Annotated in this window: 23 protein-coding genes; 12 read left to right on the forward strand and 11 right to left on the reverse strand. The window is 73.5% G+C overall.

All coding sequences use genetic code 11. The features are described 5' to 3' along the window. Nucleotides 1–31 precede the first annotated feature (31 nt). The 3 genes from AC3RJ7_RS01650 to AC3RJ7_RS01660 are packed head-to-tail and all read left to right on the forward strand — an operon-like array spanning nucleotide 32 to nucleotide 4,016. Entirely contained in the window at nucleotides 32–1,498 is a 1,467-nt protein-coding gene (locus AC3RJ7_RS01650; RefSeq protein WP_491454118.1) for a hypothetical protein, read from the forward strand. After that, complete coding sequence (locus AC3RJ7_RS01655) at nucleotides 1,495–2,547, forward strand: S-methyl thiohydantoin desulfurase domain-containing protein (protein WP_491454119.1); 1,053 nt, start codon at nucleotides 1,495–1,497, stop codon at nucleotides 2,545–2,547. Before AC3RJ7_RS01650 ends, AC3RJ7_RS01655 begins: the two co-directional genes overlap by 4 nt. Continuing rightward, complete coding sequence (locus AC3RJ7_RS01660) at nucleotides 2,547–4,016, forward strand: helix-turn-helix domain-containing protein (protein WP_491454120.1); 1,470 nt, start codon at nucleotides 2,547–2,549, stop codon at nucleotides 4,014–4,016. Before AC3RJ7_RS01655 ends, AC3RJ7_RS01660 begins: the two co-directional genes overlap by 1 nt. On the opposite strand, the gene AC3RJ7_RS01665 is transcribed toward AC3RJ7_RS01660, so the two are convergent. The 5 genes from AC3RJ7_RS01665 to AC3RJ7_RS01685 form a co-directional block, all read right to left on the reverse strand. Further along, nucleotides 3,995–5,587: a hydantoinase B/oxoprolinase family protein gene (locus AC3RJ7_RS01665; RefSeq protein ID WP_491454121.1), complete on the reverse strand. Its 1,593-nt coding sequence runs from the start codon at nucleotides 5,585–5,587 to the stop codon at nucleotides 3,995–3,997. The genes AC3RJ7_RS01660 and AC3RJ7_RS01665 overlap by 22 nt on opposite strands. Further along, nucleotides 5,584–7,617 carry a hydantoinase/oxoprolinase family protein gene (locus tag AC3RJ7_RS01670; RefSeq protein ID WP_491454122.1) on the reverse strand — a complete coding sequence of 678 codons (2,034 nt, stop codon included), beginning with the start codon at nucleotides 7,615–7,617 and terminating at the stop codon, nucleotides 5,584–5,586. The genes AC3RJ7_RS01665 and AC3RJ7_RS01670 overlap by 4 nt, the downstream gene beginning before the upstream one ends. Before the next feature lie 100 nt (nucleotides 7,618–7,717). Continuing rightward, the gene (locus AC3RJ7_RS01675; protein ID WP_491454123.1) at nucleotides 7,718–8,167 is read right to left on the reverse strand and encodes a nuclear transport factor 2 family protein; all 450 of its coding nucleotides are present in this window, start codon (nucleotides 8,165–8,167) and stop codon (nucleotides 7,718–7,720) included. A 39-nt stretch (nucleotides 8,168–8,206) separates the two neighbouring features. Further along, nucleotides 8,207–8,485: a helix-turn-helix domain-containing protein gene (locus AC3RJ7_RS01680; RefSeq protein ID WP_491454124.1), complete on the reverse strand. Its 279-nt coding sequence runs from the start codon at nucleotides 8,483–8,485 to the stop codon at nucleotides 8,207–8,209. A 158-nt stretch (nucleotides 8,486–8,643) separates the two neighbouring features. Beyond that, nucleotides 8,644–11,307 carry a helix-turn-helix transcriptional regulator gene (locus tag AC3RJ7_RS01685; protein WP_491454125.1) on the reverse strand — a complete coding sequence of 888 codons (2,664 nt, stop codon included), beginning with the start codon at nucleotides 11,305–11,307 and terminating at the stop codon, nucleotides 8,644–8,646. 82 nt (nucleotides 11,308–11,389) lie between these two features. Between AC3RJ7_RS01685 and AC3RJ7_RS01690 the strand changes: the two genes are divergently transcribed. Continuing rightward, nucleotides 11,390–11,725 carry a DMT family transporter gene (locus AC3RJ7_RS01690; RefSeq protein ID WP_491454126.1) on the forward strand — a complete coding sequence of 112 codons (336 nt, stop codon included), beginning with the start codon at nucleotides 11,390–11,392 and terminating at the stop codon, nucleotides 11,723–11,725. A gap of 42 nt (nucleotides 11,726–11,767) precedes the next feature. Here the strand turns inward: AC3RJ7_RS01690 and AC3RJ7_RS01695 are convergent, their stop codons facing one another. Next, nucleotides 11,768–12,805 carry an FUSC family protein gene (locus AC3RJ7_RS01695; RefSeq protein WP_491454127.1) on the reverse strand — a complete coding sequence of 346 codons (1,038 nt, stop codon included), beginning with the start codon at nucleotides 12,803–12,805 and terminating at the stop codon, nucleotides 11,768–11,770. A gap of 50 nt (nucleotides 12,806–12,855) precedes the next feature. Between AC3RJ7_RS01695 and AC3RJ7_RS01700 the strand changes: the two genes are divergently transcribed. After that, nucleotides 12,856–13,791 carry a 5'-3' exonuclease gene (locus AC3RJ7_RS01700; protein WP_491454128.1) on the forward strand — a complete coding sequence of 312 codons (936 nt, stop codon included), beginning with the start codon at nucleotides 12,856–12,858 and terminating at the stop codon, nucleotides 13,789–13,791. A 16-nt stretch (nucleotides 13,792–13,807) separates the two neighbouring features. Here the strand turns inward: AC3RJ7_RS01700 and AC3RJ7_RS01705 are convergent, their stop codons facing one another. Both AC3RJ7_RS01705 and AC3RJ7_RS01710 read right to left on the reverse strand, forming a co-directional pair. Then, nucleotides 13,808–14,218, reverse strand: coding sequence for a hypothetical protein (locus tag AC3RJ7_RS01705; protein ID WP_491454129.1), 411 nt, complete (start codon nucleotides 14,216–14,218; stop codon nucleotides 13,808–13,810). Nucleotides 14,219–14,267: 49 nt separating this feature from the next. Continuing rightward, complete coding sequence (locus AC3RJ7_RS01710) at nucleotides 14,268–14,726, reverse strand: hypothetical protein (RefSeq protein ID WP_491454130.1); 459 nt, start codon at nucleotides 14,724–14,726, stop codon at nucleotides 14,268–14,270. A 210-nt stretch (nucleotides 14,727–14,936) separates the two neighbouring features. Between AC3RJ7_RS01710 and AC3RJ7_RS01715 the strand changes: the two genes are divergently transcribed. The 3 genes from AC3RJ7_RS01715 to AC3RJ7_RS01725 all read left to right on the forward strand — a co-directional run bounded on the left by AC3RJ7_RS01715 (nucleotide 14,937) and on the right by AC3RJ7_RS01725 (nucleotide 17,726). Then, on the forward strand, nucleotides 14,937–15,617 hold the full coding sequence (locus AC3RJ7_RS01715) for a response regulator transcription factor (RefSeq protein WP_491454131.1): 681 nt from the start codon (nucleotides 14,937–14,939) through the stop codon (nucleotides 15,615–15,617). Then, entirely contained in the window at nucleotides 15,614–16,705 is a 1,092-nt protein-coding gene (locus AC3RJ7_RS01720; RefSeq protein ID WP_491454132.1) for a sensor histidine kinase, read from the forward strand. The genes AC3RJ7_RS01715 and AC3RJ7_RS01720 overlap by 4 nt, the downstream gene beginning before the upstream one ends. A gap of 67 nt (nucleotides 16,706–16,772) precedes the next feature. Then, nucleotides 16,773–17,726 carry a GlxA family transcriptional regulator gene (locus tag AC3RJ7_RS01725; protein WP_491454133.1) on the forward strand — a complete coding sequence of 318 codons (954 nt, stop codon included), beginning with the start codon at nucleotides 16,773–16,775 and terminating at the stop codon, nucleotides 17,724–17,726. A 128-nt stretch (nucleotides 17,727–17,854) separates the two neighbouring features. Here the strand turns inward: AC3RJ7_RS01725 and AC3RJ7_RS01730 are convergent, their stop codons facing one another. After that, complete coding sequence (locus AC3RJ7_RS01730) at nucleotides 17,855–18,391, reverse strand: GNAT family N-acetyltransferase (protein ID WP_491454134.1); 537 nt, start codon at nucleotides 18,389–18,391, stop codon at nucleotides 17,855–17,857. A gap of 130 nt (nucleotides 18,392–18,521) precedes the next feature. On the opposite strand from AC3RJ7_RS01730, the gene gap reads away from it, so the two are divergent. The 3 genes from gap to AC3RJ7_RS01745 all read left to right on the forward strand — a co-directional run bounded on the left by gap (nucleotide 18,522) and on the right by AC3RJ7_RS01745 (nucleotide 20,823). Then, on the forward strand, nucleotides 18,522–19,523 hold the full coding sequence (gene gap / locus AC3RJ7_RS01735) for a type I glyceraldehyde-3-phosphate dehydrogenase (protein WP_491454135.1): 1,002 nt from the start codon (nucleotides 18,522–18,524) through the stop codon (nucleotides 19,521–19,523). Nucleotides 19,524–19,743: 220 nt separating this feature from the next. Continuing rightward, the gene (locus AC3RJ7_RS01740; protein WP_491454136.1) at nucleotides 19,744–19,917 is read left to right on the forward strand and encodes a hypothetical protein; all 174 of its coding nucleotides are present in this window, start codon (nucleotides 19,744–19,746) and stop codon (nucleotides 19,915–19,917) included. Nucleotides 19,918–19,992: 75 nt separating this feature from the next. After that, on the forward strand, nucleotides 19,993–20,823 hold the full coding sequence (locus tag AC3RJ7_RS01745; protein ID WP_491454137.1) for an alpha/beta fold hydrolase: 831 nt from the start codon (nucleotides 19,993–19,995) through the stop codon (nucleotides 20,821–20,823). A gap of 18 nt (nucleotides 20,824–20,841) precedes the next feature. On the opposite strand, the gene AC3RJ7_RS01750 is transcribed toward AC3RJ7_RS01745, so the two are convergent. Both AC3RJ7_RS01750 and AC3RJ7_RS01755 read right to left on the reverse strand, forming a co-directional pair. Beyond that, on the reverse strand, nucleotides 20,842–21,882 hold the full coding sequence (locus AC3RJ7_RS01750; protein WP_491454138.1) for a DUF389 domain-containing protein: 1,041 nt from the start codon (nucleotides 21,880–21,882) through the stop codon (nucleotides 20,842–20,844). A 152-nt stretch (nucleotides 21,883–22,034) separates the two neighbouring features. Next, nucleotides 22,035–24,317 carry an immune inhibitor A domain-containing protein gene (locus tag AC3RJ7_RS01755; RefSeq protein WP_491454139.1) on the reverse strand — a complete coding sequence of 761 codons (2,283 nt, stop codon included), beginning with the start codon at nucleotides 24,315–24,317 and terminating at the stop codon, nucleotides 22,035–22,037. Between the two features lie 345 nt (nucleotides 24,318–24,662). Here AC3RJ7_RS01755 and AC3RJ7_RS01760 point away from each other — a divergent pair, with 345 nt between their 5' ends. After that, nucleotides 24,663–26,141 (forward strand): cellulase family glycosylhydrolase, encoded by a 1,479-nt coding sequence (locus AC3RJ7_RS01760; RefSeq protein WP_491454140.1) that lies wholly within the window; start codon nucleotides 24,663–24,665, stop codon nucleotides 26,139–26,141. Nucleotides 26,142–26,254: the final 113 nt, after the last annotated feature.

The following is a 26,254-nucleotide window of genomic DNA, read 5'->3' on the forward strand; positions in this document are numbered from 1 at the left end:
CCCGGTGACGCTCGCGCCCAGAATGGGACTCGTGAGGATCGGCATCGACTTCGACGGCGTGCTCGTGCGCGCCGTCGTCGTCGATGCCGATCCCCCGTTCGCGAGCTCGATCGACGATGGCGCCTCCGAGAACGACCACGGCGTCGCCCGCGCCCGGCGAGTCGCCCCGCCGATCGTCGCGGACTTCGCCGTGCCCGCCGTGGTCACGGCCACCGGGGGCATCGACCACGAGGCATCCTGTCGTGCCCTGCTCGACGCCGTGCCGGCCGAGCTGCTCGACCGCCTCGATTCGGTGTGCGCCGTCGTCGAGCCGGGCCCGGCCGAACTCGCGCTCGAAGAGGTGGGGCTGATCCGCATCGCCGCGCCGACCGCGTCTCCGCTCGGTCCGCTCGCCGGCTGGCCCGCCGCGTTCGCCCGACGCGCGGAGGGTCGCGTCGCGACGGTCGACGGCGGTTCGGACTTCATCGGCACGGGCCGCCGCCTCCCGGCCGAGCGGGAGGTGACGGCCGCCGCGCAGCGCCTCGTCGATGCGGGCGCATCGTGCATCGTCATCGCCGCCTCGGGGGCGCCCGCCGATCCCGAGATCGAGCGGATCGTCGAGCACCTGGTGCGTGCTGCCGCACCGGGGATCGCGACCGTGCGCTCGGTGACCGTCGGCGGTCTGGGGCTCCGGGAACGGGAGAACGCGGCCGTGCTCGACACGGCGCTCAGGCCCTGGGCCGGCGGAATCGCGGGTTCGCTGCGCACGGCACTCGACGACGTGCGGCCGGGGGTGCGCCTCGACCTCGCCGACGGGTTCGAGGGCTGCGTCGGCGTCGACGAGTTCATGCGGCATCCGCTCGGCGCGACCGGAGCGAAGACGGGCACCGCCGTCGCGGGTGCCCTGCTCGTGGCCGGCACGGCCGATGCCGTGGTGATCGTCGTCGGCCGCGATGAGCTCTCCGTCGTCGTGGTCGGCGGGGGTGCGGTCGTCCGCAGCGATGTCGAGACCGTGTGGGGTGTCGCCGTGAACCGGCGTCCGATCGAGGCGCGCCGGGTCGCCGTGACGCCGGGTGCGTCGGCCGAGGAGACGGCGGCCGCGGTCGAGCGCGAAGCCGCGCGAGCGGCGCTCGAGCATCCGGGGCACCGGGTCCTCGTCGCGGGCGAGATCGGCGCGATCGGCGGGCTCGGCGCGAGGGACGAGGGGCGTCCCGTCGGCCGGGCGCGCCGCCTCGCACCCCCGCCGACGGGCTTCGAGATCATCACGGCCCCCGCCGGCGCGATCGGCGCCGCGCTCGCGGCGCCCGGCGCCACGGTCGACCGCATCGTCGCGGTGCCGCGGGAGCGCACGCTCGACGAGGCCGTCGCGGAGATCGTCAGCGAGGCCGAGGTGCTCGCGATCGCGGCGGGCGCCGCGGCGCGGGGCATCCGGACGGTCTCGGTGGACCGCACCCCGGTCGCGTACGTGCCCGACGGCGTGCACCATGTGCGGGTGCGCGTCGAGGGGAGCCTTCGATGAGCGACAGCCTGCTCGCCGGGGGCGACGTGCTCGCCCTCTACGACGGTGCACGCCCGTTCGCCTCGGGGGTGGGGAGCTCGGCGCTCCACGCACTCCGCGACTGGGCGCTCGACCGCGTCGTCGCAGGCCCGGTACCGCTCCGGCCGCTCGAGGACTGCGACGACGACGACGCGTTCGCCGCGATCACCGTCGCGGGTTCGCCCTCGGCGCTCGCCGAGAACCTCCCCCGCGGCGACGAGCCGATCATGGCGATGCAGGCGCTCACGAGGCGGATCGGCCGGCCGATCGCCGGCGTGCTGCCGCTCAACACCGCCGGGGAGAACTCGCTGCTCGCCGTGTGCACGGCGGGGGTCACCGGTACCGCGCTCGTCGACGCCGATGGCTGCGGGCGGGTCTTCTCGCTCGTGGAGCAGTCGTTGTTCACGCTCGGCGGCGTGAGCGTCTCGCCGGTCGCGGTCGTGTCGCCGTTCGGCGACGTGGTGGTGGTCGAGGCCGACGCCCGCCGACTCGAACCCGTGATCCGTGGGCTCGTCGCCGCGAGCGGCGGCTGGGCCTACCTGATGGGCTACCCGATGCGCGGACGGGAACTGCGAGGCACGGCGAACCCGGGCACTGTCGGCGGCTACCTCGCCGCCGCTCGCGGCGACCGGAGTCGCGGGCGGCTCGACCGGGCCCGTCGGCTCGCTTCGGGCGTGGTCGCCGCGGTCGAGGCATCCGTGTCGGATGCCTCGGGGCTCGCGCCCGGTGCGAGCCTCAGCATCGTCCTGCGCGAGCGGGGCGAGCGCGGACGGCTGCTGCGCGCGGTCGCCGCGGACGAGTTCCTGCTCGTGCTCGCCGACGGCGCCGCCGTCGCGGGCGCGCCCGACGAGGTGCTCCTCGTCGACGAGGGCGGCACCGTGATCGAACCCGAGCGCTGCGCGGCGGGCATGCGGGTCGACGTGGTCGTCGTTCCCGCGCCGTCCGCGTGGTCGACTCCGGAGGGCCGACGGCTCGCGGCGCGAGGGCGCGATGCGGCGTCGCGCCGACAGATCGAGACCCAGGAGGCGTGATGGCCGGATTCACCGTCGGCGAGCTCGTCGCGCGGCTGCAGGCCGAGGTCGCCGTCATCGGCCCGACCACCGCGGCCGTCGGCGGCGTGCGCATCGTCGACGACCTCGACGGAGTGCGCGATGCCGAGCCGCACACCGCGATCGTGGTGACCGGCGCGGTCGCGAGCACGGCCTGGGCGCTCGACGCCGCGATCCGGCTCGCGTGGGAGCGCGCCGCCGCGTGCGTCATCGTGACCGGGCGGGATGCCGCAACGGAATACTCGCGCGCGCTCGCCGAACGCCTGCCGATCGCGCTGCTCGAGGTCGCCGCGCCGCCGTTCGACGTCGCGGTGCGGGTGGCGACGATCGTCGCCGCCGACGAGGCCTCGGCTGCGGGCACGCTCGCCGCGGCGGCGCGGGCGTTCGGCCGGCCCGAGCTCGCACCCTCGCGCGCGATCGCGACGCTTCGGCGGGTGCTGCCGACGATGTCGTTCGCGTTGACCGACGGCACCGGCCGGGTCGTCGCGGGCGAGCCGGCCGTTGCGGAGGCGGAGCACCGGATCGAGGTCGCCGTCGCCCTGCCGGGCCGGGTGCGCGCCCGGCTCGTCGGCGCCCACGACTCCGGTGCGCCGGTCGCCGCCGTCGCCGAGACGGTCATGCGGCTCGCGATCGCACCGCTGACGGCGTGGGCCGCCGCGCGGCAGCTGGACGACCTCCGGGCCGCGGCCGCCTCCGAACGACTCCTGCGCGCGGTGCTCGACGCGGGGGGCGAGCCGCTGCCCGATCGGCTCGCCGCACGCGCCCTCGCGCTCGGCTGGCCGACCGGGATGCAGGTGTGGGGCGTCGTCGTGCTCCCGGGCTCCGATCGGGACCCGACCGCGGCCATCCTCGACGCCGTCGCCGAGGAAGGGCGCTTCGCGATGGCCGCACCGGTCCCCGGAGGGTGGTTCCTCGGCGTCCCCCGCGAGCAGGCGAAGACGGCGGAGCACGTCGTGGGGCTCGTGCGCGGCCTGCTCGCGTCGGACGACGCGTTCGCCGGCGCGAGCGCAGGTGTCACGGAGCCGACCGACGGCCCCGCCGACCTGGCGGCGGCCGTCGAGTCGGCGGCCGCGGCGGCGCGGGTCGCACGCGTGTCGGGAGCCGTCGTCGAGATCGCCGACCGGCTCGGACCGGCGAGCGTGCTCCCGGCGCTCCTGCCCTCAGGGTCGCGCGACGCGGCCGCGGCGGCGCTCGCGCCGCTCCTCGCGGTCGACCGGGACGGCGCGCTGCTCGCGACGCTCGCCGCGGCGCTCGACCACAGCGAACGGCCCGCGCTCGTCGCTGCCGCGCTCGGCGTGCACCGCAACACCGTGACCGCCCGGCTCGAGCGCATCAGAAGCCTCGGCATCGACATCGCCGACCCGCACCAGCGCCTCGCGATCCACATCGCGGCGCGACGGCTGCTCGAGGAAGCCGGTGCGGGTGCGGCTCAGGCGACGCGCGAGCCGTAGCCGCCGCCGCCCCCCGACTCGCAGCGCAGCACGTCGCCGGCGAGCACCGGCAGCGCGTTCGCCTTGAGCAGCTGTCGCTCGTCGTCGCGGCCCGGATTCAGGGTGACCCGCGGTGCGGCGCCCGCCGCTCCACCGAAGAGCCCCCAGGCCGGGGTCTCGGAGCGCTCCCACCACAGCGAGAGGTGCTGATCGGCCTCGAAGACGTACTCGCGGATCACGCCGTCGCCGCCGCGATGGCGGCCCTCGCCGCCCGAACCCCGGCGCACCTCGTATCGTTCCACGCGCACGGGGAAGAGGGTCTCGAGCACCTCGACGGGCATGTCCCGCAGCGAGCCGTTCACGTTGTTGATGAGGCAGCTCTCGCCGTCACCCTCGCTCCAGGCGCCCCAGCCGCCGACCGTCGCCTCCTGCGACAGGAAGTCGCGGCCGGTGCGCGGATCGCGGCCCATCATCTGCACGATGAGCGAGTCGCCGTAGCTCGCGGCCGCGACGGCCTCGGGCATCGCCTCCGACAGCGCCTTCGTCACGAGGTCGATGAGCAGGCCGAGGTGCGAGTAGTAGTACTGCACCGCGGCGGGCTCGATCGCGCCGAGCACCGACCCGGGGCGCACGACGACGTCGAGGTGGCGGAAGGAGCCGCCGTTGAGCGGCACGTCGGAGCTCAGCAGCGCCTTGTACGCGACGCGGCACGCGGCGACGGCCTGGGCCGCACCGCAGTTCACGGGGCCGCGGGTCTGGTCGGCCGACTCGGTGAGGTCGACGGTGATGCGTCCGCCCGCGATGGTGACCTTCACCCGGATGGGCACGGGCGTCGACAGGTCGATGCCGTCGTTGTCGAGACATCCCTCTGCGGTGTAGACCCCGTCGGGAAGCGACGCGAGCGCCGCGCGCTCGAGCTCGGCCGTCTGCTCGAAGAACGCGTCGCGAGCGGCGAGCACGGTCTCGAGACCCCACTGCCGCACGACCTCGCGCGCCCGGGCCGCGCCCGTGCTGACGCACGCGATCTGCGCGCGCAGGTCGCCGAGCAGCGGCTCGGGGAAGCGCGAGTTGCGGGCGATCAGGTCGAGCACGGGCTCGACGGGCTCGCCGTCGCGGACGACGCGCGTCGCGCCGAGGCGCAGGCCCTCCTGGTAGATCGAGGTCGAGTCCATCGAACCGCCCGGGTCCTTCGAGCCGAGGTCGATCCAGTGGGCGCGCGACGCGGCGAAGCCGAGCAGGCGCCCGCCGTCCTCGCGCTCGAAGATCGGTGCGTAGACCGTCACGTCGTTGAGGTGCGCGCCGGCGACGTACGCGTCGTTGAGCACCCAGACGTCGCCCGGCTGCCACACCTCGCGCCCGAAGCGCAGCTCGGTGTCGCGCGTGCACTCCTCGAGGTTGCCGAGGAAGATGGGCAGGCCGCTCGACTGCCCGAGCACGCGGTGCTCGGCGTCGAGGATCGCGACCGCGCAGTCCTTTGCCTCGTAGATGGTCGGCGTGTACGCCGAGCGGATCAGCGTCGTGTTCATGTCCTCCGCGGCCTGCAGCAGCGCGCAGCGGATGATCTCGGTTCGGATGGGGTCGACGGTGCTCATGCGCGGGCTACTTCCAGGGTCAGGTGGCCGGCCTCGTGCCGGGTGATCGTCGCCCCGGGCGAGACGACGGTCGTGGTCGTCTCCTCGACGATGAGGAGCGGACCCGCGAGGCGCTCGCCCGGGGCGAGCTCGTCGCGGCGGAGGATGGGCGTGCGGCGGCGCTCGCCGTCGAAGACGATGTCGGCGGTGCGGGGCTCGCGCTCCTCGCGGCCGAGCCCGCCGGTGAGGTGGCCGAACTCGTTCGTGCCGAGCCCGGTGACGCGGATGCTCACGAACTCGACCGGGGCGTCAGGCGTCGAATGTCCGTAGCGGGCCTGGTGCTGCTCGGCGAAGCGGCGGGCCACCCCGTCGAGGAAGTCGAGTCGGGCGACCTCGTCGAGCGAGTCGAGCAGCACGCTCAGCGTGTAGTCCTGCCCCTCGTACCGCATGTCGAGCGCGTGCTCGAAGCGGCGCCGGTCGGCCGGCACCCGCTGCGCGGAGAGCTGTTCGTCGGCGATCGACTCGAGCCCCTCGAGCGCGGCGCGCAGTGCCGCCCGGTCGAGCTCGTTCTGGTGGGTGAAGTGCTGGGCGCTGAGGTCGCGACGCACATCGGAGCCGAGCATGCCCCACGCCGAGAACGCGCCGGGGAACACCGGGATGACGACCTCGGCGATGCCGAGCTCGCGGGCGATCGCCTCGGCGTGCATGGGGCCGGCACCGCCGAAGGCCACGAGGGCGAAGTCGCGCGGCTCGAGGCCGTGCTCGATGGTGAGGGTGCGGATGGCCTGCGCCATCTTGGCGTTGGCGATGTCGAGGATGCCGCCAGCCATCGTTTCGGCCGTCATGCCGAACTCGGCGGCGAGGGTGCCGACGGCGTCGTGCGCGGCGGGGAGGTCGAGCGACATGCGACCGCCGGCGAACCACTCGGGGTCGACGCGTCCGAGAACGGCGTTCGCGTCGGTCACGGTGGGTTCGACGCCCCCTCGGCCGTAGCACGCGGGGCCGGGCTGGGCGCCGGCCGAGCGTGGGCCGACGCGAAGCCCGCCGCCCTCCGCGAAGGCGACCGAGCCGCCGCCCGCGCCGATCGTGTGCAGGTTCACGAGCGGCATGAGCACGGGGAACCCATCGGCGTCGCCGTCGCTCGAGATGTCGGGCCGGCCGTCGATGACGAGCGAGACGTCGAACGAGGTGCCGCCCATGTCGATGCAGATCGCGTTCGGCGTGCCGAGGAGCTCGGTGAGCGCCGCGCCGCCGGCGGTGCCGCCGACGGGGCCCGACAGCAGGGTCTGCAGCGGGTGTGCCGCGGCGTGCGCCGCCGAGACGATGCCGCCCGACGACTGCATCACCTGCACGCCGCTCGTGATGCCCTCGGCGGCGAAGCGGTCGTCGATGCGCTCGAGGTAGCGGCGCACGACGGGGCCGGTGTACGCCTCCAGCACCGCCGAGGAGGTGCGCTCGTACTCGCGCCACTCGCGCGCCACCCGGTGGGAGCACACGATCATCACGTCGTCGCCGAGCTCCGCCTGCAGCAGGCGTTCGACCTCGAGCTCGTGGGCGGGGTCGGCGTAGGAGAAGAGCAGCGAGACGGCCACCGCGGAGTAGCCGCCCTCTCGGACGCGGCGAGCGATCGCGGGCACGGCGTCGACGTCGAGCGGACGCAGTTCCGACCCGTCGGAGCGGAGACGGCCGCCGATCTCGACCGTGTCTGCGGCGCCGACGAGCGGCGTCGGCTTGCGATAGTGCAGGTCGAACATGCGGTCTCGATTGCCGCGGGCGATCGAGTAGACGTCGCCCATGCCCTCGGTGGCGACGAGGAGCACCTTCGCGCCGCGCCGCTCGAGCAGGGCGTTGAGCCCCTGAGTCGTGCCGTGCACGAACGAGGTGATCTCCTCGGGCGGGATGCCGAGGTGCTCGATCGCGGCGATCACGCCGTCGGTCAGGTCGCCGGGCGTGGTGTCGGCCTTCGCCGCCCGGACGACGCCGCTCGCCGTGTCGTGGACCACGATGTCGGTGAACGTGCCACCGATGTCCATCGCGACGCGATACCTCATGACTGCCTCCTCGAAGTGCTGGTGGAGGGAGGTTACGTCGGAGTCTCTCGCTGTGGATGTGCGCGGTGCACGGTCGAACGGGTGCGACTGTGCGGGCGGCTCAATCGGCGCCGAATCGCTGCCAGACGTCCTCGTGCAGGTGCACGATGCGAAGCCTGCCGTCGACGCGTTCGAAGCAGACCGTGTTGCGCGAGATCTCGGGCACCACGGCGATGCCGTCCGTGTCCACGGCATCGGCGGTGAGCTCGAACGCGGCGATGACGACGCCACCGATCGCGCGCGCCTCGATCGGCCCGACGCGCAGCGCCGTCTCGGTCGGCGAGGCCGGTGCCGAGGCCGGTGCACCATCGGCCGACCCGCGGCGACCGCGCAGGGCGGCCAGCTCGGCGGCGCCGCGGACCAGGCCGCGCTCGGCCGAGTCGAAGATCGTGAACCGTTCGGCCAGGTGCACGTCGATGCGATCGGATTCACCCGCGAGGTACGCGCCGTACATGTCGTCGAGCAGGCGGCGGACCTCGCCGGCGAGCGGCGACTCATCGAATTCAGGCATGCCGCCGATCGTAGCTCCGCCAGCGGGTCCGGTCGCGCGCTACGCAGCCGCCCGAGCCCACACGACGGCCGCGATGACCCGCCGGTTCTCGTCGGCGCAGCGCAGCAGGCCGAGCTTCGAGAAGATCGACCGGACGTGCGACTCGACGGTGCGCTCGGAGAGGAAGAGCCCCGCCGCGATGGCGGCGTTCGAAGCGCCGCAGGCGAGGGCGCGCAGCACGGTGAGCTCACCGGCGGTGAGCGAGGCGAGGTCGGGCACGCGGGCGTCGATCCAGTCGAACTCGGCGTCGGAGGTTTCAGGGGCGAGAAGCTGCCGCATGGCGCACTCCTTCGGGTGCGGCAACCCTCGGCGAGGCGCGACCGTCGGGCAACGGTCGTACGGGGAGCCGGCTCGTCGAGGTGCTCGCCGACAAGGCTACGGATGCCTCGCGCCGGGCCGGTACGTAGTCGGGTACGTAAATCGGGGCCGACGGCGCGTCAGCCGCCGTCGGCGAGGTCGCGCAACTGCGCGCGGCCTTCGACGCCGAGCTTGGCGTAGATGCGGTGGGCGTGCGCCTCGACGGTGCGGGTCGAGAGCCCGAGCCGGACGGCGATCTCGCGGTCGGAGTGGCCGCGGGCGATGAGCGCGGCGATCTCGCCCTCGCGTTCGCTGAGCCCCGGCCCGAGACGCGCCCGCGCGACTGCGATCGTGTGCAGCCGGCCGGTCGTCGCCTCGAGGCCGCGCACCCGCAGCTTCGACGCGGCGGCCCGTCCACCGCGGCCCGCCGCCGACCAGAGCGCCGCGGCCTGGGCGGCGGCGTCGGTGGCGAAGATCAGGTCGCCGTCGGACTCGTACGCGCGCGACAGCGCGTCGAGCTCGGCGGCGTCTCCGCGATCCCAGGCCTCGCCGTGCCGGGGGGCGAGCCGTGCCCGGGGGCCGTCGAGCCCGTCGGCGACCTCCCGCAGGCGGTCGCCGAGCCCGTGCACCCCGTGCCGGACGGCGTCGTGCAACGCGCGCAGGGCCAATGCCGGGGCATCCTGCCCGGTCGCGAGGTCGGCCGCGGCGACGGCGGTCGCCCCCGCTTCCGCGGCCGACCCGGCCGCCGCCTCGACGAGCGCGGCGACCCGTTCCAACTGCGGCACCCGGTAGCGGAACGCCGGAGACCACTCCGTGCGCGCCCGTTCGAGGGCGCGGCGGGCGCGGCCGAGGTCGCCGCCCAGTGCCTCGCCCTCGGCGAGGTCGATCAGGTTGAGCGGTGACCAGCCGGTGTGGTCGTGGCCGCCGATCGAGGCCTGCGCCGACGCGAGCGTCGCGAGTCCCTCGGCGATGCGCCCCGTGCGCACGAGGGCGCGCCCGGTCAGGTTGAGCAACCGCCCGTCGAACGGCGGCGGCGCGTCGCGGTCGTCGGCGAGCACCCGCTCGGCGAGCTCGGCGGCCTCGCCCATGCGTCCGGCGAGGTGCAGGGCGAGCAGGTGCGCGTCGAGCAGCACCGTGCGCAGCACCGCGGCGTCGTAGCCGCCCCGGGCCGCCGCGTAGCCGGGCTCGGCGATCGCCGCAACCTCGTCGCTGCGTCCGGCGCAGGCGAGGGCCGTGACCCGGGCGCTCGTGGCGAACGCGGTCGCGCGGCCCGTGTGCCCGGGGTGCGCGAGGGCGCTGTCGGCGAGCTCGAGGGCGACGGCCGGGTGCGCCTGGAAGGCGTGCTCCCAGGCGAGCATCGCCGCGAGTTCGGCCCGGTCGCCCGCGTCGGTCGACGCCGCACGCGCCGCCTCGGTGCGGGCGATCGCGTCGTCGGGCTGGGCGAGCACGAAGAACCGGTTGCCCGAGTCGACGATGAGGGCGTCGACCGATGGCCGCTCGGTCGCGAGCAGCGGGGCGAGCAGGGCCTCGGCCTCGTCGCCGTGGCTGCGCAGCGAGAGGGCGTAGGCGGCGAGCGTCGTCGCGGCGGGGGGACCGCCGCGCTCGGCCGACGCGGTCGCGAGTCGCGCGGTCAGGTCGAGGTCGAGCCGGGCGAACGCGGTCGCCGCCGCTTCGAGGTGGAGTGCGGCGTCTCCGGGCCCGGCGGCACCGTCGGCCTGGAGGCTCAGCAAGGATCGCGCCACGATGTCGATCTCGGCGCCGGTGCGCTCGACGGCGTCGATGATGCGGCCCCGGAGCCGCCGGGCGCGCAGCGGGCCCATCGCGGCCCTGCGGGCCTCGGCGAAGAGCGGATGCGCGACGCGCAGCGTGATCAGGCGTCCCGGGTCGTCGATCCCCGCCTCGATGACGCCGCGCGACTCGAGGTCGTCGAGCCGGCGCATGTCGGCGTCGGGCACCGCCTCGATGATGGCCGCGAGGGGGAACGGCTCGAGCAGCGAGACGGCGTCGAGCACCTCGAGCTCGGTCTCGTCGAGTCCGATGAGCGTCTGCTCGATGAGGGCCCCGAGCTCGGCCGGCAGCGCGCTCGTCGCGTCGGGCACGAACGGGAGCGGCATCGCGTCGGCGTCCGCGCCGTCGCCCGCCGGCGCCGCGTCGGCCTCGTCGGCGACGATGCGCTCGCGCCAGTCCTGCGCGATGTGGGTGATGTAGAGCGGGTTGCCGCGGCTGCGCTCCCACAGGCGGTGCGCGGCGACGGCGTCGAGCGGCCGCTCGATGATCGCGGCGGCCAGCCGCCCGGTGCCGGCCTCGTCGAGGGGCGGCACCTCGAGGCGCTCGACGACGTCGTCCTTCCAGAGGTCGACGATGACGTCGGGCAGTGGTGCCGTCGCGCGCGCGGTGAGCACGAGGCTCGTGTTCGGGCGTCGGGCGAGGGTCTGCACGAGCAGTGCGGACATCGGATCGAGGGCGTGCACGTCGTCGACGAACACGGCGGTCGGGCGCTCGCCGGGGCTGATGTCGGCGGCGAGCTGCGCGAGCAGCGCGAGCGTGTCGTCGCCCTCCCGCGTGTACGCGGCGAACGCCCCGAAGGGCTGGTGCTGCGCCGTGCGGCTGGCCGTGGCCCAGACCGCCCCGAGGCGGTGCCGGCGCACGAGCCGGTACAGCTCGCGCGCGAGCCGGGTCTTCCCGATGCCCGGGGCGCCGACGAAGAGCGCCCCGCGACGCCCCTCCGACGCGGGCGGTTCGACGAGCCGGCGCGCCACCCGTGCGAGCTCGTGATCGCGACCGACGATCGGCCATCCGTCCACGGGTTCATCATGCCCCTCGGCCGGTGCGGGCGGTAGAGGGCGATGGCGCGGCCCCCGCCCGCGCCCGTGCGAGCATGGCTGCATGGCATGGGTCTACCTGACGCTCGCGATCGGCTTCGAGGTCGCGGCGACGAGCTTCATCGGCAGGACCGAGGGGTTCACGAAGCTCTGGTGGACGGTCGGCGTGCTCGTCGGCTACGGCATCTCGTTCGCGATGCTCGCGCAGGCGGTGCGCGAGCTCGAGATCGGCATCGTGTACGCGATCTGGTCGGGCGTCGGCACGGCGGCGATCGTCGCGATCGGCGTGATCTTCCTCGGCGAGAGCCTCACCGTGCCGAAGCTGCTCGGCATCGGGCTCATCATCGCCGGCGTCATCGTGCTGAACGTGTTCGCGGGGCAGTCGGCCGCGCACGGGTAGCCCGCGTGCCCTGGGCAGTGGTCTCGACACGACGCTGCGCGCCTACTCGACCGACGGGGCGAGCAGCTCGCCGCGGATGCGGCGCAGGTCCTCCATGAGCGAGCCGATGAGGATCCAGTGCCCCGAGCGCGGCGGCGCGACGACGAGCGGCGCGGTGAGCGCGGGGATCGCCGAGGTCATCGGCTCGGGGTCGACGTCGGCGAGGTGCACCGCGAGCCGCACGTCGTGGGCCGCCCGGCGCAGCTGCTCGGCGATCGCCTGCACGGTCGGCTCCTCGGCGAGCGACGGGTCGTAGTGATCGAACGTCGCCCGGGTCATGCCGATCACCTGCGTGACGATCGGGCTGAGTCGTTCGATCAGCGCCCGCATCTCGGCGAGGTCGGTGCGGTGGGCCGACTTCCGGGGGTTGAGGGTGAGTGACTCCTCGCCCGCCGAGATGGAGGCGTCGGAGGCATCCCGCATCGGCCGCATGAGCCGGGCCTCGAGCATCAGCTGCTGCAGCTGGGCGGGCGACTGCGGCCGTTCGAGCGCGTGCGCGAGGCGCTCGAGGGATGCCGCGAGCTCGCCCCCGAGCAGCGCGAGGTCGCGGCGGGCGGGGGCCACGGCGACCGGCGGGACGATCGCCGCGTTGACCACGATGCCGATCGCCGCGCCGATGAGGGTCTCGATCACGCGGTCGAACGCGTACTCGGGCGACGACGAGCCGAGCGCGAGCACGAGCATCGCGCTGATCGCGACCTGGTTCGAGGTGCCGGGGGTCATCTTGAGCGCCCAGGCGACGAGCATCGCGACGACGATCGCGACGAGGATGATCCAGCTGTTCTGCCCGACCACGAGCGAGATGCCGGTCGCGATGAGCACGCCGAGGATGACGCCGATCGAACGCTCGATCGCCTTGCCGAACGACTGGTTGACGCTCGGCTGCACGACGAGGAGGGCCGCGATGGCGGCGAACACCGGCAGCTGGCCGGGGATCAGCCAGCCGGCGACGAGCCAGGCGGCGATGGTCGCGACGGCCGCCTTCGCGACCTGCAGCAGCGGCATGCGCTTCGAGGCCCGGAAGGTCGAGGTGATGCCCATGGGGACAATTCTCCCCACCGGCGTCGTGGGTCCGTGCCATGATCGGCGGTGTGGCCGACCGACTGATGCTCCTCGACACCGCCTCGCTCTACTTCCGCGCGTTCTTCGGCGTGCCCGATTCGATCAAGCGTGCCGACGGCACGCCCGTGAACGCCGTGCGCGGGCTGCTCGACATGATCGCGCGGCTCACGGCCGACTTCGAGCCGACCGAGCTCATCGCCTGCTGGGACGACGACTGGCGGCCGGGCTGGCGGGTCGACCTCATTCCGACGTACAAGGCGCACCGGGTGGTGCGCGCCGTGCCGGGCGGGGTCGACGTCGAGGAGACGCCGCCCGGGCTCGTCGCGCAGATCCCGCTCATCCGCGAGGTGCTCGGGCTCATCGGCGTGCCGATCATCGGGGCCGCCGAGCACGAGGCCGACGACGTGATCGGCACGCTCGCCACCGGCGCCGGGCGGCCCGTCGACATCGTCACGGGCGACCGCGACCTGTTCCAGCTCGTCGATGACGCGGCATCCGTACGGGTCATCAACACGGCCCGCGGAATGTCGAAGCTCGAGCTCGTGACCGACGCGGTCGTCGTCGGCAAGTACGGGGTGCTGCCCGAGCAGTACGCCGACTTCGCGACGCTGCGGGGCGACAACTCCGACGGGCTGCCGGGCGTCGCCGGCGTGGGGGAGAAGACCGCGGCGGGGCTCATCCAGCAGTTCGTCGACCTCGACGGCATCGTCGAGGCCGCGGCCGACCCGTCGGTGAAGATGGCGGCCGGCGTGCGCACGAAGCTCGTGGCCGCCGCCGACTACCTCGCCGTCGCGCCGACGGTCGTCGAGGTCGTGCGCGACCTCGACCTGCCCGACGTCGACGCGCACCTGCGCCCGGTCACGGGCGAGCGGCGGGCCGAGCTCGAGCGGCTCGCCGACGAGTGGAACCTCGGCGGTTCGGTGCCGCGGGTGCTCGCGGCGCTCGACGCGGTCTCCGCCGGTTGAGCGGGGCCGGTGCCAGTCAGCCGGCGGGCGGGGCCGCCGTGACCCCGACGGGCGCCTGCTCGGGGGCGAACCAGTAGGGCGGCGCGGGCAGCTCGACGCCGGCCGAGGCGAGCCAGATCGCGACGAACGCGTAGGCGGCGACGACGACGGCGAGTCCGCCGAGCACGAAGGCCACGCGCACCGCGGGGGACGTGCGCACACCGGCGCGCCGGTAGCGCGGCATCGCCATCGCGGCGACCCAGATCCCGGCGCAGCCGAATCCCGCGATCCACACGGTGCGCAGCGCCTGGCCTTCGAGCGGGGCGAAGAGCGAGACGAGCAGGGCGACGGCGCCGAGGAGCAGGCCGGTCCACGCGAAGAACCGGGCGAAGCCGATGCCGCCGACATCGTCTTCCCCGGTCCACCACGGGCGGTTCTCGTCGGTCATGCTCCGATCGTAGGGGCCCTGTGCCGGCTGCGCCGCCGCGCGGTCGCGATCATGCGTGCAGCGGGATCACCGGGCACGTGAACGACTTCACGACACCGAGGTCGACCGCGGCGCCCGCGTCGAGTGCCGTCATCAGCTCGGCGTCCGAATCGAGCACGCCGTCGTCGTCGGCGTCGCCGATCGCGAGCGCGGCCGCGTACCCGTCCGGGAACCCGAGGGCGTGCACCATCCAGCGCCCGCCGTTGAAGTCGCGGTCCCCGGGTGCGGCGGTCGCCACGTTCGGCTGTGCTCCGCCGAAGTCGTAGATGAGGTCGAACGAATGCGCCGGGGCGCCGGTGCCCGACAGGTCGTTCGGGGTCGCGACGGTGCGGTACTGCATGCCGTCGACGTAGAAGGCCGCGCCGGTCACGCCGCCGGCACCGGCGGCGTTCGCCGCCGTCGGGACGAGGGCGAGTGCGAGCGCCGAGGCCGCGGCGACGGCGAGCGCCATGCGAGTGCGTCGGTACATGGTGGTTCCTCTCCGCCGGATCGGATCGGATCCGGCCGGTCGACCGGCTGCTGCCGGACGGCCGCATGGGCGGCCGCACGGCCAGTCCAGCGCGGCGGCCCCGAGAACACCATGACGGCGCCCTTACCTTCCCCTTACGAGGTGCTGACGGATGCCGCGCGCGAGCGCCCGATCGGGCGCGGCGCCTCGGTGGGGTTCTACGCTGGCCTCGTGGCGCGTGTGCTCGTGGTCGACGACGACGCCACCGTCGCTGACGTGGTGGTGGCGTACCTCGAGCGCGCCGGCCTCGACGTCGCGCGCGCGACCGACGGGCCCGGCGCGCTAACGGCCGCCGACGAGCGCACGCCCGACGCCGTCGTGCTCGACCTCATGCTGCCCGGCCTCGACGGGCTCGAGGTCTGCCGGCGACTCCGCGCGGAGCACCCGGGCGTGCCGGTGCTCATGCTCACCGCCCGAGGCGAGGAGGACGACCGCGTGCTCGGGCTCGAGGCCGGCGCCGACGACTACGTCGTCAAGCCGTTCAGTCCGCGCGAGCTCGTGCTGCGCGTGCAGGCCGTGCTGCGGCGCACGGGCGGTGGGGAGCGGGCGCCCGTCGTGCTCGACGGTGCGGGGCTCTCCCTCGACCCGGTCGCCCACCGGGCCTGGCGCGACGGTCGCGAACTGTCGCTCACGGTGCGCGAGTTCGGGCTGCTCCAGTGGTTCCTCGGGCATCCCGGTGCGGTGTTCGACCGCGAGACGCTCCTCCGCGAGGTGTGGGGGTGGGAGGTGGGCGACCTCTCGACGGTCACCGTGCACGTGCGACGGCTGCGGGAGAAGATCGAGGCCGACCCGGCCCGGCCGCAACGGCTCGTGACGGTCTTCGGCGTGGGCTACCGGTGGGACGGCGCATGAACGCCGACATGCTGCCGTCGCTCGCGATCGCCGCGCTCGTGGCCACCGCCGTCGGCGTCGCGGGCGCGATCGTGGTGCTGGCGGTCGCCCGGCGGCGCCCGGCGCTCGCCGCCGCGCTCGGCCCGCTGGCCGTGGTCGCGGCGCTCGCCGGCGGCGTCGCGACGAGCGTGCAGACGATGCTCCTGCCCGATGCCGCCGTCTCGGCCGTGCTGTGGCTCATCGTCGCCGCGGTTCCCGCGGCGCTCGCGGTGGGTCTCGTCTCGGCTGTGCGCACGCACCGCCTCGGGGAGGAACGCGCGGCCGCCGTCGCCGCCCGTGAGCGGGATGCCGCGGCCGAGGCGCGGCGGCGGGAGGGCATCGCGTGGATCTCGCACGACCTGCGCACGCCGCTCGCCGCGGTCCGCGCACTCGCCGAGGCGGGGGAGGACGGCGTCACGCCGCCCGACGACGCGCTGCGCGGCATCCTCGCCGAGAACACGCGGATGAGCGCGATGGTCGACGACCTGCTCGCCTATTCGCGGCTGCACGCCCCGGGACTGACCATCGAACGCTCGCCCACCGACGTGGGCGACGTCGTCTCCGACGTGCTCGCCTCGACCGCACCGCTCGCCGAGGCCGCATCGGTCGGCCTGAGCGGTGACGTCCACGGCGAGGCGGTGGTCGCGGGCGACGCCGGGCAGCTGGCCCGGGCGGTCGAGAACCTCGTGGTCAACGCGATCCGCCACACGCCCGCCGGGGGAGACGTGCGCGTGCACGTCGTCCGTGCGGGTGCGGCGGTCGAGGTGTCCGTCCGCGACGGCTGCGGCGGCATCGCCGACGCCGACCTCGGCAAGGTCTTCGCACCCGGGTGGCGGGCCACGACGGCGCGCACGCCGGGCCAGGCCGACCATGGCGCCGGTGCCGCCGGTGCCGGCGGTGCCGGCGGTGCCGGCGGTGCCGGCGCTGTCGAGCGCGGCGGCGGTGCCGGAATGGGCCTTTCGATCGTGCAACGGGTCGCCGAACTGCACGGCGGCGGGGTCGCGGTCGGCAACGAGGGCGGCGGATGCCGCTTCACCATGCGCATCCCCGCCGAGGTCGACTCCGCCTGAGCCGCCCGCGCCCCCGCGCGCACCGCCCGATGGGTGTTCCGCTTGCGATCCATGGCATTCTTGCCGCATGACCCGCCGAAACCATCGCGTCGCCGTGCTCGTGCTCGAGGGGGCGAAACCCCTCGACGTCGGCATCCCCGCGCAGGTGTTCTCGACTCGCGCGAGCATGCCCTACGAGGTCCGCGTGTGCGGTGCGGCGCCCGGTCTCGTCGCCGGCGGCGACGGACTCTCGTACCACGTGGCCGACGGCCTCGAGGCGCTCGAGTGGGCCCAGACCGTCTTCATCCCGGGCTACCGGCACCCCGACCGCGAAGATCCGCCCGCTGCGGTCGTCGAGGCGCTCCTCGCCGCGCACGCCCGCGGCGCCAGGCTCGCGGCGATCTCGACCGGGGCCTTCGCGCTCGCCGCGACCGGGCTGCTCGACGGGCGCCGGGCGACGACCCACTGGCACTACACGCGGGCGCTCGCCACGAGGCATCCGCTCGTGAACGTCGACCCCAACGTGCTGTTCGTCGACGAGGGCCAGGTGCTGACGAGTGCGGGGGCGGCCAGCGGCATCGACCTGTGCCTGCACCTCGTGCGCCGCGACCACGGCGTGGGCGTCGCGAACCACGCCGCCCGGCGGCTCGTCGCCGCGCCCTACCGGTCGGGCGGACAGGCGCAGTACGTGCCGCGCAGCCTGCCGGCCGAGCTCGGACCCGTGTTCGCCGCGACGCGCGAGTGGGCGCTGCGACAGCTCGACGAACCGCTCACCCTCGGCGACCTCGCCCGCCACGCGAACGTGTCGCCCCGCACGTTCTCGCGGCGGTTCGTCGAGGACACCGGATACACGCCGATGCAGTGGGTGCTGCGCGCCCGCGTCGACATGGCGCGCGAGCTGCTCGAGCGCAGCGATCTCGGCGTCGAGCAGATCGCGGCCCGCACCGGGCTCGGCACCGGCGCCAACCTGCGGCTGCACTTCAAGCGGATCCTCGGCACGTCGCCGAGCGACTACCGGCAGACCTTCGCGCGCGGGGAGTAGCGCCGGGGGTCGCTCCTCGCGCCTTCCTGCCTGCAGGAGCCGTGTCTGGCTCGCGATCTCGAGGAGATCTGCGATTCAGAGGAGGTTTCGGCTGCCGGGGCTCCTCGAGATCGCCGATCTCCTCGGAATCAGAGGTCGAACACGTTCCAGACGATCTCGCCCTTCTCGTCGCTCGTCGCGTGGTCGCGCCGGAAGCCGAGCTTCTCGAGCACGCGGAACGACGGCGCGTTCCAGGTGCGCACGGTCGACCAGAGTCGCGTGCGCCCCGTCTCGCGGGCGGCGGCGACCACCGCGGCCGCCGCCTCGGTCGCGTAGCCGTGCCCGTGGGCGTCGAGCAGCAGCTCGTAGGCGAGCTCGGGCTCGTCGAGCGTCGACCGGCCGACGACGAGGCCGCAGTAGCCGAGGAACTCATCGCTGTCGCGCCGACGCAGGGTCAGGCAGTGGATGCCTCGTGCCGGCGCGTTCTCGCGGGCCTCGCGGACCTCGGCGCGGGCGTCGTCGAGGCTCAGCAGCGCACCGGGCTCGACGGCGTCGCCCTCGCGCTCGGCCCGGGCGTCCTCCCGCTCGGCGACGAGTCGCCGGTAGCCGTCGGCGTCCCGGTCGTCCCACAGGCGCAGGGTGAGGCGTTCGGTCTCGAGGGTCACGGCGAGCGGGGCGTAGGGCATGCCGTCAGGCTATCGTCGCGTTCGGCGGGGTTGGCCAGATCCTTACGAGCACTGTCTTGCGTGCCACTCGCGCACGAGGCATCCACCCCGCAGAGTGGGAACATCGCGGACTGAAAGGACCCACCCCGCAATGACCACCCGCATCGCCATCAACGGTTTCGGACGCATCGGCCGCAACGTCGTGCGCGCACTCGTCGAGCGCGGCGCCGACCTCGAGCTCGTCGCCGTGAACGACCTGACCGACCCCGCCGCGCTCGCCCGCCTGCTGAAGTACGACAGCACGGCCGGCCGCTTCGGCTACCCCGTCGAGGTCGACGGCGATGTGCTCGTGATCGACGGCCGCCGGGTCAAGGTCCTCGCCGAGCGCGACCCCGCGAAGCTGCCGTGGGGCGAGCTGAACGTCGACGTCGTGCTCGAGTCGACCGGCCGCTTCACCGACGCGACCGCCGCCCGCGCCCACCTCGACGCCGGCGCGAAGAAGGTGCTCGTCTCCGCCCCGTCGAAGGGCGCCGACGTCACCCTCGCCTACGGCGTCAACACCGAGGCGTACGACGCCGAGCTGCACACGATCGTCTCGAACGCGTCGTGCACCACGAACGCCCTCGCGCCGCTCGCGAAGGTGCTCGACGACCTGGCCGGCATCGAGCACGGCTTCATGACGACCATCCACGCGTACACGCAGGACCAGAACCTGCAGGACGCCCCGCACTCCGACGCCCGCCGCGCCCGCGCCGCCGCCGTCAACATCGTGCCGTCGTCGACCGGTGCCGCGAAGGCCATCGGCCTCGTGCTGCCGAAGCTCGACGGCAAGCTCAACGGCGACTCGATGCGCGTGCCGGTGCCGGTCGGCTCGATCGTCGAGCTCAACACGACCGTCTCGAAGGACGTCACCCTCGACGAGGTGCTGGCCGCGTACAAGGCCGCCGCCTCGGAGGGCCCGCTCGTCGGCGTGCTCGAGTACTCCGACGAGGCGCTCGTCTCGAGCGACATCGTCGGCAACCCGCACTCGTCGATCTTCGACGCCGAGCTCACCCGCGTCGACGGCCGCCACATCAAGGTCGTCGCCTGGTACGACAACGAGTGGGGCTTCTCGAACCGCGTGATCGACTCGCTCACGCTGCTCGCGGGCTGACGCGACTCGCAGACCCCGCCGCCGCACGGTGCGCGGAACTGCGGCGCACCCCTGCCCCGCGCCGCAGACACGGGCCCGCCTCCTCGGAGGCGGGCCCGTTCGCGTGTCCGCTCGTCCGGGATCGCTTGCGAGGGTGCGCGGCGGGGGCGTAGCTTCGGCAGCGACCCGACCGCTCGAGCGGAGGTCCGCCATGGACGCGTTGTTCTGGATCGTCATCGGAGTGGTCGCGCTCCTGGTGATCGTGATGATCGTGCGGTCGGTCGGGGTCCGACGGCAGCCGCCCTCGGAAGGCTCCGCTGCAGAGCGTGCCGAACTCGAACGACGGAATCGCGAGCACCGTCTCGCGCGCGAGCGCGATTCCGGACCGGACATCGGCGGCGCCGGCATGGGCTGACCCGCCGGGGCCGGCGCGCCGCCCGGCGACGCCGACATCCGAGCGGGGTCGCGCGCGTGGGCTATCGTCGGGCGGGTGCAGACCTTCACCGCGCGCGACGGCCGCGAGATCGCCTTCCACCTGATCGGGCCGTCGAACGGGGATGCCGCGGCCATCGTCGTTCCCGGAGGGCCGTGCCGGGGCGTCGAGTACCTCGAGGACCTCGCGGGTGTCGCCGACCTCGCCGGGCGGCCGCTCGCGGTCCTGCATCCGCGCGGCACGCCGAGCACCGGCGGGCTGTCGCGCGGATGGTGGACCGATGCCGACGACGTCGCGGACCTGGCCGACCAGCTCGGCCTCGACGAGTTCGACCTCGTCGCCCACTCGGCGGGCACGCGGATCGCCCTCGCCGCCCGGGCGCGCACGCCCGAGCGGATCCGCCGGCTCGCGCTCGTCACCCCCGCCGCAGCCTGGTTCACCGATGCACCGCGCGACAGCCTCGAGATCGCACGCCGCCGGAATGACCCCCTCGTCGACCGCGCGCTCGACTCGCTCACGGGGCCCGAGCCGCGCGACCAGGCCGAGTTCGATCGCGCCCGCGAGCTCGAGGGGCCGGCCGGCTACGCGCACTGGACCGAGCGCGAGCAACGGCATGCCGCGCTCGGGGAGTGGTCGCTCGCCGCGCTCGACGCGTACTTCACCGGAATCCCCGACGACGCCGTCGCGCGGATCCGCGAGGCGCCCGCGCGGCCGGCGCTCGTGATCGCGGGCGACGAGGACATCCTCGTCGGCGTGCGCACCGTCGAGGCGTACGCTGCCGCGATCGGAGCGGAGCTGCACTGGCTCGAGGACTGCGGGCACTACCCGTGGGTCGAGCAGCCCGAGGCGTTCCGCGAGGCGCTCGGCGGGTGGCTGCGGGCTCGCTGACGCGGTTCGGGCGGGCGGTCAGCCCGCGAGGTCGACGCGCGTCGTCGGCACCCATTCGACGGCGACGGTCGACGGGTCGACCTCGTCGGCCTCGAGGGCCTTCTGCAGCGGTTCGACGTCGGGCATCGCGTCGCCGCCGGTGACGCGCACGACGTAGCCCGGCGACTCGCTCGCGACCTCGATGACCTCGAGGTCTTCGTCGTCGGCCCACGATCGCGCGGCCGAATCGACGTTCGACGACTCCATGGTGGTCGTGATCGTGCGGTAGGTCGAGATCGAGAGCGGAATCGCGATGAGCACGAGCAGGACCGCGATCGTGATGTGCGAGCGCCGGCGGTTCAGCGGCGTGAGCGCCATCGAACCGGTCGCGATGCGCGGCGCACCGGCGGCGACCGCCAGTTCCCCCCAGCGCTGCACGTGGTACAGCGCCATCACGACGACACCGGTGCCCAGGATCGCCGCGACGTTGGCGATGAAGAGCACGAGCGATCCGAGCGAGGCCGCGTAGTCGGCCGATTCGGCGGCGACGCCGACGACGACGAGCGGCGGCACGAGCGAGATCGCGATGGCCACGCCGGGAAGGGTGTCGGAGATGTCGTTCCGCACGAGGGCGATCGAGGCGACCGCGCCGGTCGCGAGGGCGCCGAAGAGGCTCATGAGATCGGGCGTCGCCCGCTCGGCGATCTGCGCGTTCGTCGCCGCGGTCTCGGGGACGACGACGAGCAGGCCGCAGAGGTACCCGATCGCGATGGCCGCGAGCGCGCCGGCGATCATCGTGAAGAGCGAGCGCCAGAAGTTGCGGCGATCGCCGAGCACCGTCGCGAGCATCGTGCCCTGGATCGGCAGCATCATCGGCGCGACGATCATGGCGCCGATGACGGTCGCGGTCGAATCGCCGATCACGCCGCTCGCGGCGATCGCCGACGACAGCACGAGCAGGATCCAGAACCGTTGCAGGCGTCGCACGCGCCCCGGCTCGTCGAAGAACACCGCGTCGCGCATCTGCTCGATCGTGTTGAGCGCGTCCGACGGCGGCGGCGGGTACACGGGCTCGGCCATCGGCGGCTCCCCCTTCTGCAGCGGCTCAGGGAGAGCGTACGACCGCGGCGCGAGGATTCGGCGGATCGACGCGACCGGTCGTGATCGGTGCCGCAACGACGAGATCGGGCCCGCCTCCGAGGAGGCGGGCCCGATCCGTGACTGCCGGACGACTACTCGAAGTCGACGTCGACCGACATGGTTCCGCCGGTGGTCTGCTCCGTGACGGTGACCGAGACGCCGTCACCGGCCAGGATGACGCCGCCGAGCGGGTTCGACGCGTGGTTGAACGCGTTCACGTCGCTGTCGCTGAACGTCGCCGCCTGCTTCCCGGTCGAACCGGTCGCGCCGACGATCTCGACGGTCTGGTTCTTGCCCTTGCCGACGACGATCTCCTTGTGCAGGGTCACGGGGTCGAGGTCCTGCAGGCCGAAGGTCGCGTCGTACGGCTGGCGTCGGTTGCTCGGCGCCGTTCCGTCGGGGTAGGTGAACTTCGCCGGGTGCGCGTCGACCGGCAGCGCCAGGCCGTAGCCCGGGTGGTCGATCGTGTTGTTGTCGGTGAACGCCTCGTCGACGACCCACACGAGCATGCCGTCCTGGTACGGGAACCGCTCCACCCAGTCGGGCTTCGTGATGCCGTTCGAGAACTGGTACGGGCCGTTGCGCAGCGTGTCGTCGTAGCCGACGTAGGTGCGGTTCTCGACCAGGTAGTAGCGGTCGCCGGTCGACGTCGCCGTGCCGTTGCTGATCGTGAAGCCGCCCTCTGCGGTCCAGTCGTTCTCGCCGCCCTCGACGTCATCGCTGAGCAGCGTCGTGCCGCCCGACTTGACGACGATGTCGTCGAGGAACGCACCGGCGAGGTGCACGCCGCCGTCGGACTGGTAGCGGAACCGGAACTTCGTGTCGGCGTTGCCGCCGGGCACCGAGTAGCGCAGCGTCGTCCACTTGCCGTTCGAGGTGTCGGAGAGCGACTTGCCCGCGGGCAGCCAGTTCTCTCCGCCGTCGGTCGAGTACTCCGCGTAGAAGTAGTCGTAGCCGGCCTCGATGTCGTACCAGGCCTTCGCCGTGACCGTCGCGGAGCGCACGTCGCCGAGGTCGAGCGTGCGGGTCAGCGTCGTGTTGAGGTCGTCGGCGCTCGAGGTCCACCAGGCCGATCCGCCGGAGTACGGCGAGGTGTAGGTGGTCTCGATCTCCTGGTCGGTGACGTCGATGATGAGGGCCTGCTCCTGGCCCTCGGTCTGCAGCGCGGCGGGGCTCAGGGTGTGGCTGCCCGCCTCGTCGGCGACGGCGAAGTCGAGCCAGCCGAGCTGGAGCTTCTCCCACGGGCCCATGTGGTTCGGCGTCGTGCCGATGTCCTCGCCGCCGTGGTTGAGCCACGAGCCGCTCGACATGAGGGTCCAGAAGGCGGTCGAGTTCTCGCCGCCGTTCGTGTCGTAGAAGTCGGGCAGGCCGAGGTCGTGCGCGTACTCGTGCGCGAAGACGCCGAGGCCGCCGTTCTCCGCCTCCACCGTGTAGTCGCCGATCCAGATGCCGGAGTCGCCGATCTGCGCGCCGCCGAACTTGGCGCCCTCGGGGCCGGTGGTGCCGTAGTCGGTCGAGTTCACGTACCAGCGGTGCGACCAGATCGCATCCTCGCCCTGCGCGCCGCCACCGGCGTCCTCGCCCTCGCCGGCGTGCACGGTCTGGAAGTGGTCGAGGTAGCCGTCGGGCTCGTCGAAATCGCCGTCGCCGTCGGCGTCGTAGCGGTCCCACACGTCGAAGCTCTTGAGGGTCTCGAGTGCGGCCGCCTTGTCGGTCTGCGCATTCCACCACGCGTTGCCGGAGTCCTCGATGAACTGCCAGGCGCCGCCGTAGTCTTCGACCGAGTTGTCGCCGTAGGTCGAGGCGTTGCCGGGCACCTGCACCCAGTCGCTCACCTCGCCGTCGACGGTGTAGGCGCCGCTCGACTGCTTCGAGTAGAAGTCGGCGAACGACTCCTCCTCGGTCTCGGGGTCGCCGTCGCCGAAGAAGAGCTCTTCGTAGCTCTCCTTGGTGAACTCCGGCAGCCAGTGCGTGCTGTTGTTCACCGTGCGGTCGGGCTCGGGGATCTCATCGTGCAGCGGCCCGGGCACGGTGCCGAGCTTGCCGCTGCCGTCGGTGCCGAACTCGGAGAGGATCGTGAAGATCCGCCCGGTTCCCGAGACGGTGGCCTCGACGTACTTGTCTTCGCCCAGCGCGACGACGCCGTCTTCGTTCGGCGTGGCCTTGCCCTGCCGGATGAGCTCCTGCGCGAGTTTGCGCTGCTCGTTCTGCGACTTCGTGAGCGGCCCGGGACGGTTGTCGAGTCGCTGCGCTGCGGCCGGGGCGGCGCCCGGGTCGTGTACGGGTGGCGCGGCCACCGCAGCGGGGCCGAATGCGAGCCCCGTCATCATCGTCGCGCTCGCCGCGGTGACGGCGAGCATGGTGCGTCGTTTCACTTGCACTCCTTCGTGGGAATGCCCGGGGTCGCCGGGCACGGTGTCGCGAGGCTAACACCGCACGCCGGACGGGGGGAACGGCCGTTTCGATGTTGTTACCGCATGATGCCGATCGCGTCCCCCGATGACGCCGAACGTCCGCCTCTTCGTACCCCGTACGCCGTTCCGGTCGCTTGCCGCGCTCCGAGTCGCCGAGAACTGCGCTTCCGGGCGCGATGAACGACATTTTCCGGCGACTCGGCGGGGTCGGGGGAGCGGGCGCCGAACGGTACTTGGACATTTGACCCACTTGGTCGTAGGCTCCTCGCATCTCGACCCGCAACGACGCGCAAGGAGAACTCGAACGTGCCCTCGACCCTGCATCGCGCCGGCGCCGCAATCGCGCTGGCCCTCACCGCCTGCCTCGCCGTTCCGACGGCCGCTTCGGCCGCGACCACCGCCCCTGCCGGCGCCACGACGTCGACCGCGACCTCACGGTCGGCGGTCGCCCCCGCGGCATCCGATCGTGAACGCGGCACGATCACGACGCCCGACGGTCGCACCTACATCACCGACGAGCAGGGCCGCGCCCTGCAGCTGCGCGGCTACAACGCCGGCAAGTACCCGAGCGACCGGGTGAGCGCCGAGGATGTCGCGGCGATGGCCGACCAGGGCTTCGACTTCCTGCGGCTCGTCGTGCAGTGGCAGTACTTCGAACCCGAGCAGGGCGAGTACGACGAGTCGTACTTCGACTACGTCGACTCGGTGCTCGACGCCGCCGACCGCGAGGGCGTGCACGTCATGATCGACATGCACCAGGACGTCTACGGCCCGGCGTTCGGCTCGTCGGGCGCGCCCGAGTGGACGACCCGCACCGACGGTCTGCCCTTCGAGGCCGATCCGGCCAACTGGTTCAACAACTACTTCCAGCCCGCCGTCATGCGCGCGTTCACGCACCTCTACGAGGACGCCGACCTGCGTGCGGCCCAGCAGCAGCTCTGGGTCGAGGTGGCGAGCCGCTTCGCCGGGCACGAGAGCCTGCTCGGCTACGACCTCTTCAACGAGCCGTTCGGCGAGTTCCTCCCCGAGGACGGCGGCGACTGGGTCACCGCCTCGGCCCGCATCGAGTCGACGATGATCAGCGACATGTACGACCGGTTGATCCCCGCGATCCGCTCGGTCGACGACGAGTCGTGGATCTTCGTCGAGCCGACCGTGCTCGTCGGCTACGGCGTGCCGACCCAGCTGCGCTCGTTCGACGATCCCCGCGACGGCGGGTCTCGCATCGGGTACGCCCCGCACTTCTACAACACGGGCGTCGAAGAGGGCGGCGACTGGGTCGGCGACGACTTCGTGGTGAACTACGAGGCCGCGATCTCGGCCTACCCGGCCGCGAACGACATGCCGCTGATCGTCGGCGAATGGGGCGTGCCGAACTCGCGCACGCCCGGCAACGCAGCCCTCGTGGCGGCGCAGGTCGAGTCGATGGAGCGCTTCGCGACCGGATGGTCGATGTGGTACTTCTGCCGCAGCGACCACGGCGGGTACTGCGCGATGGATGCCGCGGGCGGGGCGGCCCCCGGCAACGAGCCCGCCTTCGGGCCCTACGCCCGGGCGATCGCGGGCGTGCCGGGTACCGAGCACTTCGACGCCGAGACCGGTGTCTACGCGCTGAGCTTCACCGCCGGCGCGGGTGCGACCGAGGTCTGGGTGCCGCGCGCGGCCTACGCACAGGCGCCCGGCATCGAGATCAGCGGCGGCAAGGCGCATTACGACGCGAAGAAGCAGACGCTGCGCATCACGGCGAAGCCCGGCTCGACCGTCGAACTGACGCTGTCGCGCTGACGCCGGGGAGGCGACCTCGGCCGACGGTTGACGGCGCCGGCCGCGATCACGGCCCCGGCCACGGCGTCGGCCACGGCCACGGCGTAGGCCACGGCCACGGCGTCGGCCACGGC

It is taken from the genome of Agromyces solani (genome assembly GCF_058349925.1).

What these genes read in the sequence shown, in the direction of transcription:
- AC3RJ7_RS01655 (WP_491454119.1), top strand. Translation starts at nt 1,495, where the DNA reads ATGAGCGACAGCCTGCTCGCCGGGGGCGACGTGCTCGCCCTCTACGAC.
- AC3RJ7_RS01660 (WP_491454120.1), top strand. Translation starts at nt 2,547, where the DNA reads ATGGCCGGATTCACCGTCGGCGAGCTCGTCGCGCGGCTGCAGGCCGAG.
- AC3RJ7_RS01665 (WP_491454121.1), bottom strand. Translation starts at nt 5,587, where the DNA reads ATGAGCACCGTCGACCCCATCCGAACCGAGATCATCCGCTGCGCGCTG.
- AC3RJ7_RS01670 (WP_491454122.1), bottom strand. Translation starts at nt 7,617, where the DNA reads ATGAGGTATCGCGTCGCGATGGACATCGGTGGCACGTTCACCGACATC.
- AC3RJ7_RS01675 (WP_491454123.1), bottom strand. Translation starts at nt 8,167, where the DNA reads ATGCCTGAATTCGATGAGTCGCCGCTCGCCGGCGAGGTCCGCCGCCTG.
- AC3RJ7_RS01680 (WP_491454124.1), bottom strand. Translation starts at nt 8,485, where the DNA reads ATGCGGCAGCTTCTCGCCCCTGAAACCTCCGACGCCGAGTTCGACTGG.
- AC3RJ7_RS01690 (WP_491454126.1), top strand. Translation starts at nt 11,390, where the DNA reads ATGGCATGGGTCTACCTGACGCTCGCGATCGGCTTCGAGGTCGCGGCG.
- AC3RJ7_RS01695 (WP_491454127.1), bottom strand. Translation starts at nt 12,805, where the DNA reads ATGGGCATCACCTCGACCTTCCGGGCCTCGAAGCGCATGCCGCTGCTG.
- AC3RJ7_RS01705 (WP_491454129.1), bottom strand. Translation starts at nt 14,218, where the DNA reads ATGACCGACGAGAACCGCCCGTGGTGGACCGGGGAAGACGATGTCGGC.
- AC3RJ7_RS01710 (WP_491454130.1), bottom strand. Translation starts at nt 14,726, where the DNA reads ATGTACCGACGCACTCGCATGGCGCTCGCCGTCGCCGCGGCCTCGGCG.
- AC3RJ7_RS01720 (WP_491454132.1), top strand. Translation starts at nt 15,614, where the DNA reads ATGAACGCCGACATGCTGCCGTCGCTCGCGATCGCCGCGCTCGTGGCC.
- AC3RJ7_RS01725 (WP_491454133.1), top strand. Translation starts at nt 16,773, where the DNA reads ATGACCCGCCGAAACCATCGCGTCGCCGTGCTCGTGCTCGAGGGGGCG.
- AC3RJ7_RS01730 (WP_491454134.1), bottom strand. Translation starts at nt 18,391, where the DNA reads ATGCCCTACGCCCCGCTCGCCGTGACCCTCGAGACCGAACGCCTCACC.
- gap (WP_491454135.1), top strand. Translation starts at nt 18,522, where the DNA reads ATGACCACCCGCATCGCCATCAACGGTTTCGGACGCATCGGCCGCAAC.
- AC3RJ7_RS01750 (WP_491454138.1), bottom strand. Translation starts at nt 21,882, where the DNA reads ATGGCCGAGCCCGTGTACCCGCCGCCGCCGTCGGACGCGCTCAACACG.